The organism is Geobacillus sp. ZGt-1, from assembly GCF_001026865.1.
Lineage (GTDB): Bacteria > Bacillota > Bacilli > Bacillales > Anoxybacillaceae > Geobacillus > Geobacillus thermoleovorans.
The window spans coordinates 59,820-66,547 of sequence record NZ_LDPD01000022.1; the positions used below are offsets into that span (position 1 = coordinate 59,820).

At 52.8% G+C, this 6,728-nt stretch carries 9 protein-coding genes; 2 read left to right on the top strand and 7 right to left on the bottom strand.

Annotated features, from left to right (window positions below):
• Window positions 1-123: 123 nt before the first annotated feature.
• Both VU18_RS08650 and VU18_RS19895 read right to left on the bottom strand, forming a co-directional pair.
• Window positions 124-972 carry a Cof-type HAD-IIB family hydrolase gene (locus VU18_RS08650; RefSeq protein WP_021321735.1) on the bottom strand — a complete coding sequence of 283 codons (849 nt, stop codon included), beginning with the start codon at window positions 970-972 and terminating at the stop codon, window positions 124-126.
• A 21-nt stretch (window positions 973-993) separates the two neighbouring features.
• On the bottom strand, window positions 994-1,296 hold the full coding sequence (locus VU18_RS19895) for a hypothetical protein (RefSeq protein ID WP_236687336.1): 303 nt from the start codon (window positions 1,294-1,296) through the stop codon (window positions 994-996).
• Between the two features lie 46 nt (window positions 1,297-1,342).
• On the opposite strand from VU18_RS19895, the gene VU18_RS08660 reads away from it, so the two are divergent.
• Both VU18_RS08660 and VU18_RS08665 read left to right on the top strand, forming a co-directional pair.
• Complete coding sequence (locus tag VU18_RS08660) at window positions 1,343-1,756, top strand: EamA family transporter (RefSeq protein WP_011231547.1); 414 nt, start codon at window positions 1,343-1,345, stop codon at window positions 1,754-1,756.
• A 280-nt stretch (window positions 1,757-2,036) separates the two neighbouring features.
• Complete coding sequence (locus tag VU18_RS08665) at window positions 2,037-3,155, top strand: acyl-CoA desaturase (RefSeq protein WP_021321732.1); 1,119 nt, start codon at window positions 2,037-2,039, stop codon at window positions 3,153-3,155.
• Between the two features lie 149 nt (window positions 3,156-3,304).
• Here VU18_RS08665 and VU18_RS08670 read toward each other — a convergent pair whose 3' ends face one another.
• The 5 genes from VU18_RS08670 to VU18_RS08690 form a co-directional block, all read right to left on the bottom strand.
• Window positions 3,305-3,691, bottom strand: coding sequence for a DUF302 domain-containing protein (locus VU18_RS08670; RefSeq protein WP_021321731.1), 387 nt, complete (start codon window positions 3,689-3,691; stop codon window positions 3,305-3,307).
• A gap of 149 nt (window positions 3,692-3,840) precedes the next feature.
• Window positions 3,841-4,623, bottom strand: coding sequence for a sulfite exporter TauE/SafE family protein (locus VU18_RS08675; protein ID WP_047757991.1), 783 nt, complete (start codon window positions 4,621-4,623; stop codon window positions 3,841-3,843).
• 72 nt (window positions 4,624-4,695) lie between these two features.
• The gene (locus tag VU18_RS08680; protein WP_047757992.1) at window positions 4,696-5,832 is read right to left on the bottom strand and encodes an MBL fold metallo-hydrolase; all 1,137 of its coding nucleotides are present in this window, start codon (window positions 5,830-5,832) and stop codon (window positions 4,696-4,698) included.
• A 48-nt stretch (window positions 5,833-5,880) separates the two neighbouring features.
• Window positions 5,881-6,450, bottom strand: coding sequence for a sulfurtransferase TusA family protein (locus tag VU18_RS08685; RefSeq protein WP_047757993.1), 570 nt, complete (start codon window positions 6,448-6,450; stop codon window positions 5,881-5,883).
• Between the two features lie 21 nt (window positions 6,451-6,471).
• The coding region (locus VU18_RS08690; protein WP_082218527.1) for a rhodanese-like domain-containing protein at window positions 6,472-6,728 on the bottom strand (257 nt) is incomplete at its 5' end.

Sequence of the window (6,728 nt, forward strand, 5' to 3'; positions counted from 1 at the left end):
CTTTATTACAACCTATATAGATCAATTATTTCTTTCTTTCGATAATCGAAGAAAAAATCCTCATGCACACCTCTCCCGTTTTTGCAGCCGGGGTGTACAAAATGGGGAAAAGGGCGCTTCTGCTCACCGTTGCCGAAGCACCCGCTCAAGCCCCGCCGCCACCCCATCTTCTTCGTGGGAGGACGTCACCATGTCGCAGATGGCTTTCAGCTCCGGCTCGGCATTGTCCATCGCCACGCGATAGCCTGCGACCTTAAACATCGACAAATCGTTATGGCTGTCGCCAAAGGCGACCGAGTCGCGCACATCGATGCCGTAATGGGCGGCCAGCTGTTTGAGCGCCTCGCCTTTTGTCGCCCGTTCGTTGTTCATCTCAATATTGTGCGGGTGCGACGAGGTGACCGTGACGCCACGGAGCGCGGCGAATCGCGACGCTGCATCACGCAGCCGCTCGCGGTCAAGGGCGAAAATCAGCAGCTTATAGATCACCCGCTTCGGGTCGTCCCACACCGTGCGGATGTCGTCGACATACGTCACCCGCGCTTGCTGGAACTGCTTGTTCACGAGCCACTTCACCTCTGGCGCCGCATCGGCCATCCCGGAAGCGAGCGCCTCCCATTGGGCGCGGTTGTGCAGGCCGACATAGACCGCATCGCCCGTGTACGTCTCGCAATACAAATCGGACTGTTCGCGCACCCACTCAAGCGTCGGACGGACGATTGTCCGCTCGAGCGGCGCCTCGCTGATGACCGTGCCGTCTTCGAGCGAAACGACCGCGCCGTTTAAGCTGGCAATCGGGCAGATAATGCCCGCCTCGCGAAGCGGGGCGAGCGCGTCTTTGCGCGCCCTCCCTGTCACGACGGCGACGATGTGGCCCTGCGCCTGCGCTGCGGTGATGGCCGCCCGGTTTCGTTCACTGATTTTTCCTTCCCCGTTTAATAGCGTTCCGTCCATATCGAGTGCAATCAACATCTCTGATCCCTCTTTCTTTCGTCATGCCAAAAGCGGCTGGAAAAACGGTGTTCCGACAGAAGCAGGGGCTAGTGGAAAGTTGGAAATGTCCGCCCTCTTCTCTCCGCACGTCAGCGCCTGACTCCATCTGCTCTTGTTCTGCAACGCTTCCTTTTTATTCTGATAGCTGTCGGGTTCTTCGATCACAAACGGTGCGAACCATTGGCGCACTTCATCAGAACGAGGGGGATTTGTGCTCATCTTAACGCCCAGCTCACAAAAGTGGTGCTTGCCCTCCATTATAACAAACGAATGGAAAAATGGTGAAATGTTCTTCCTTCTCATAGTATAATAGATGAGAAAAATTCTCAACGAAAGCGAAGGGATCGATATGTGGATCGTGTATGCTTTGTTGGCGGCGGTGTTTGCGGCGCTGACATCGGTGCTGGCAAAAATCGGCATTGAAAACGTCAATTCCCATCTCGCGACCGCTATTCGCACCGTTGTCGTGCTCGTGCTCGCATGGCTGATCGTCTGGATGACAGGCGCCCATCAAGGCGTCAAAGTGATCTCAACGAAAAGCTGGGTGTTTCTCTGCCTCTCAGGAGCAGCAACCGGATTGTCGTGGCTTTGTTTCTACAAAGCAATCCAAATCGGCGATGTCTCGCGCGTCACCGCCATTGACAAGTCGAGCTTGGTGCTGACGATTTTGTTTGCGGCGATGTTTCTCGGCGAACCGCTGTCCGCGAAAGTGGTGATCGGGGTGCTGCTCATTACCATCGGGACATTGATCATGATGTTTTAGCCAGCCGCCTTCTCAATCGTTTAGCCTGTTCTTCTCGAAATATTGCCGCCATACTCAATTTTGGCAGTTTTCCATCAAGCCTATAGACAGGACAATCCAAAAGATGTTATGATAAATTTTATAGTGACCTAGAGCTTTTCTCCGCCCTCCACATCATTTCGGCATAGAGGACAGCTTTGGGGATCACCTTATGAAATAAGGTCTTCGTTGCGACCAAGAGTGTGTGAATGGCTTCACCGCTGCTTGTCAAACGGAGAGTAGCTTGAAAGGAGATCACTGAATGAATGATTTTCACCCGTTCGGCTGGTACGCGGCGAAAATGGCCCCGCATTTGCCGAAAAAAGCGTTTCAACCCGTGAAGTCCCGCTTGTTTGGAGGTTTGGCTTATGTAGGGCTCGTCATCGCCGGCATCCTCGCTGTGTCCCTTTTCCACCTCCATCCTGTATGGAACCTCCTCATCTCGGTTGTGCTTGGTTTCAGTTTTGCTGCGTTAGGATTTTTAGGACATGAAATTTTGCACGGCACCGTCGTCCGTACACCATGGCTGCGCGATCTTCTCGGAGCGATCGCCTTTTGGCCGCTTTGCACCGGTCCGAAGTTGTGGAGAAAATGGCATAACGCCAGCCACCATGTGCATACCCAGCATGAAGAAAAAGACCCGGACGCGTGGCCAAGCATGGAGAAATTAGCGAAAAGCCGCCTGCTCTCTTGGGTATACCGCATCCCGTTTCCGATTCGCGCGTTTTTCTCGTTTAGCTCCTTGTCGGTGATGTTTACCCTTCATTCGGTGCGGATGCTGTTTTACTTTTTCAAAGACTTTCGCCGGAAGAACCGCGCGGTTGTCCTGTTTCAATTTTTCTTGCCTTGGGCGACATGGCTCGGGCTGTTATGGCTTGTCGGCTGGGAAAAATGGCTGTTCGCCTTTTTGCTTCCGCTGCTCGTCGCCAACACGATCGTCATGAGCTATATCGCAACCAACCATCGTCTCAATCCGTTAGTGCCGGTCAACGATCCGTTGGCGAACAGTTTGTCGGTCACCGTGCCAAAGTGGGTGGATATCCTTCACTTCCACTTTTCGCACCATACTGAACATCATCTCTTTCCAGCGATGAGCTCGAAGTACTACCCGCTCGTGAAAAAACACATCAAACAAATGTGGCCCGACCGCTACCACGAAATGCCGATGGGAAAAGCGTTGGCCGCCCTTTGGAAAACGCCGCGCGTCTACTACGAGCACAACGAGCTCATCGAGCCGAAGCAAGGCCATGTGTACGGCACGCTCGGCAATGGGCTCAACCCCGACCGGATTGTGCATCGCGAGCTGGAAACGGAAAAACAGCCGCGCGCAGCCAAAAAACGGGCAAAAACAAAAAAAGCAGCGGGGCAAGGGAATTTGTAGAAAGGATGGGCTTTGCGGCCGTCCGCCTCCTATGTGGATCAAATAGCGGCGAAGAGGGGAAAAGAGCGCTTTTCTTTCGGCAAACCTGCGTTTCCGTTTATATGTGCACAACCAAAAGGTGCCCCGTCTGTGGGACACCTTTTTCCTTTTCACTGACGGCATTGGTCAATGCAAGCGACCAACCTTTTCTCAATATCTTCCGCGATTTCCTTCAACGCCGGCTCGTTCACCATGCCAACAAGCATTGTCGGCTTCGGCATGCCGATTTTCGTTGTGCCGTTCTCTTGATAGACAACGAGTTTACACGGCAAAAAGTAACCGACCAACAAGTTTTCATTTAACACCCGCGCCGCTTCTTGCGGGTTGCACACTTCGAAAATGACCATCGGTGTGGAAAAATCAAGCCCCTTTTCTTGCAGCTTTTCGGTCACGCTGAACCGCCAGAGCACGCCAAATCCTTCTTGTTTCAAGTTCTCTTCCAAACGCTCGATCGTTTCGTCCATGCCTGTTGGCACGTCAACCGTGTAATGGAACATCGCTCCTTCTTCCCTTCGTTATGTTTTCCCGTTGTTTAGCATGCCCAAATCGATCGCTCACCATCACGCAGAAAACGGACGGCGACACATGATCAGTTCCAGCGTTCACATGTCTTTTCCCGTGACCCGTCGCCTTTCAAGCGCTTCGATCATAAAATATCCACCCAAATTTTCACCGCCGTCGCCAAAATCAACACAGCAAGGATGACTTGCAGCACTTTCGTGTTTAGTTTTTGCCCCGCTTTCGCCCCTAGCGGAGAGGCAAGCAAGCTCGCGACGACCATGATGAGCGCCGGGATGTAATCGACTTGGCCGGTGGCGATTTTCCCGAACGTAGAGCCAATGGAGGAAATGAACGTAATGGCCAAAGACGTGGCGATCGTCATTCGCGTCGAGATTTTCAGGACCACGAGCATGACTGGCACAAGCAAAAACGCCCCCGCCGCCCCGACGATGCCGGACCCGACGCCGATGAGGAACGCCAAGGCGGCCGCCACCCCTTTGTTGAACGTCACTTGGTCAAGCGGAATGTCATCGATCCCTTTTTTCGGCACAAACATCATGATCGCGGCTAATGCCGCCAAGACGCCGTAAACGACGTTAATCGTTCCCTCGCTCATCAGCTTCGAGCCATAACCGCCGACAAAACTGCCGACAAGAATGCTTGCGCCCATATACAAAATGAGCGATTTGTTCAAATAGCCGCTTTTTCGATACGCCCACACGCCGCCGATCGTGGCGAAAAACACTTGCACCGCGCTGATTCCCGACACTTCATGGGCGCTGAACGCCGCCAGCCCAAACAACGGCGGAAGATACAGAAGCATCGGATATTTAATAATCGATCCGCCGATCCCCACCATCCCAGAAATAAACGAACCGACAAAACCGATGAAAAAGATGACAATGAGAAACGCGAGCGAAACATCCATCGATCATTCCTCCCTTTTCGTTTCAAAAGGGACGGGGCACGCCCCCGCCCCCTGTCAATCTGTGCCGCTTCTTTAGGCATGGGCATGATGCAGCGCGCAGCGGTTCGGGCCGATCTCAAGCTCCCGCTCTGTTTCGATATCCACGGTTTTGAGCCCGCGGTTGATGGCGACAATGTCTTCAAAGTTCGGCGGGGTTTCCGTCTTGGCGCTTTGGATGACAAGATCGATAAATTCGTCTTTCGGTTTGTTTTGCATCATCTCATTGCGGGCGCGGATGCGGCCCAACGTATCGCCGACATACCCCTCCGCGTTGATTTCTTCATCCAAGTTCGCGTAGTGCGCCGGCAAGACGATCACATCATCCGCCATGGCCGCCACTTTTTCATATACGGTGTGATACAAGTCTTCCGCCCATTCCGCCACTTTGCCGCCAAGGTCCGGCCGCCCGAGACCGCCGACAAAAATCGTGTCACCCGAGAACAGCCATTTGCCGTTGACAAAGAACGAGACGCTGCCTGGCGTATGGCCTGGCGTTTTCACGGCCAACACTTCCAAATGAACGTTGGCAAAGTCGATCGTGTCATGCTGCTCTAGCGGCTCGAAATCAAACACCGCTCCCTCGCTTTTCATCAAGTAGTACGTTGCCCCCGTTCGTTCGGCCAGCGCCTTGCCGCCGGAAAGATGGTCGGCATGCAAGTGCGAGTCCACGATATGCGTGATCTTCACCCCTTCTTGTTGGGCCACTTGTTCGTACACGTCAATAAACCGCAACGGATCGACGACAAGCGCTTCGCTTCCGGAGATGACCATATACGACAGGCATCCTTTGCCGACGCGGATGAATTGGTAAATTTTCAACTGATCATCTTCGTATACTTTCGCTTGATGGAGATGCTCACTCCACGCTTGCATTCCGCCTGCGAGCGTGTAGACATTGTGAAATCCGGCTTCTTCTAGCTGTTCAGCGACAAACGCCGCCGATCCGCCCTTCGCGCACACGACGACGATGTCTTTGTCTTTCGGAAGACGGTCGACAATCGAGTCAACCCCATCAATCAATTCAAAATACGGCACGTTCAAATAGTCAAAGTTTTTCCCTTCGATTTTCCAATCGCGAAAATCGCTTTCGTTGCGGACGTCCAAGATGAACAGCGATTCTTTGTTGAACACCTTTTCCGTCATTTGTTGCACGGTCATTTCTTTCACCATATTAACATACCCCCTAATGTATATTTGATTGTTAAAAAAGGCCGCTCATTACGATTGAGCGGAATCAAGCGGCCCGTTCCATTGCGACATGCCTGGAATGACGTTGCGCACACGGTCAAATCCTTTTTCGGCCAGCTTTTGCGCAGCCAAATCGCTCCGTGTCCCTGTGCGGCACACGACATAAATCGTTTTGTCTTTCGGAAGTTCGGCCATCCGATTTTCAAGCTCCCCAAGCGGAATTGAAACGGCGCCCGGAATATGGCCAAACGCATACTCCGCCGGTTCGCGGACATCCAAGACAAACGAATCAGGATCGTGAAGTTTTTCTTGCAATTGTTCATTCGATACGACATGAGGGAATGTCGTTTCTTTGCGTGTTTCACTTTCTGCTGCCTTGCGGATATAATGTTTCAAAACCCCATTTTCTTCAATTGTTCCTACATATTGATGCCCTGTGCTTTCCGCCCATGCTTTGATATCGGCTTTGGATCCCTTATCCGTCGCCTGCACTTCCAGCACTTGCCCCGGCTGCAATTCATTGATCGCCTTTTTCGTTCGAACGATCGGCATCGGGCAGGACAGTCCTTTCGCATCAACGGTCATATCAACTTTAATCATGAACGAATCCCTCCTTACGGCTTATTCGACAGGCCCTTCCCAGGCGAGCATGCCGCCTGTCATGTTGATGACGCGGTAACCGCGGCTGTCAAGAAACTCCGCGGCACGGCCGCTGCGGCCGCCGGAACGGCAGACGAGAATGTATTCCTCATTTTTGTCCAATTCATGCATGCGAAACTCGATCAAACCGAGCGGAATATTGACCGCTCCTGGAATTTTGCCCGCAGCGACTTCACCCGGCTCGCGCACGTCGATAATATGAAGAGATTCTCCTGCAC

Excerpts from the sequence above, each read along its gene's own strand:
- VU18_RS08650 (WP_021321735.1), bottom strand. The coding sequence starts at position 972 with ATGTTGATTGCACTCGATATGGACGGAACGCTATTAAACGGGGAAGGA.
- VU18_RS19895 (WP_236687336.1), bottom strand. The coding sequence starts at position 1,296 with ATGAGAAGGAAGAACATTTCACCATTTTTCCATTCGTTTGTTATAATG.
- VU18_RS08660 (WP_011231547.1), top strand. The coding sequence starts at position 1,343 with ATGTGGATCGTGTATGCTTTGTTGGCGGCGGTGTTTGCGGCGCTGACA.
- VU18_RS08665 (WP_021321732.1), top strand. The coding sequence starts at position 2,037 with ATGAATGATTTTCACCCGTTCGGCTGGTACGCGGCGAAAATGGCCCCG.
- VU18_RS08670 (WP_021321731.1), bottom strand. The coding sequence starts at position 3,691 with ATGTTCCATTACACGGTTGACGTGCCAACAGGCATGGACGAAACGATC.
- VU18_RS08675 (WP_047757991.1), bottom strand. The coding sequence starts at position 4,623 with ATGGATGTTTCGCTCGCGTTTCTCATTGTCATCTTTTTCATCGGTTTT.
- VU18_RS08680 (WP_047757992.1), bottom strand. The coding sequence starts at position 5,832 with ATGGTGAAAGAAATGACCGTGCAACAAATGACGGAAAAGGTGTTCAAC.
- VU18_RS08685 (WP_047757993.1), bottom strand. The coding sequence starts at position 6,450 with ATGATTAAAGTTGATATGACCGTTGATGCGAAAGGACTGTCCTGCCCG.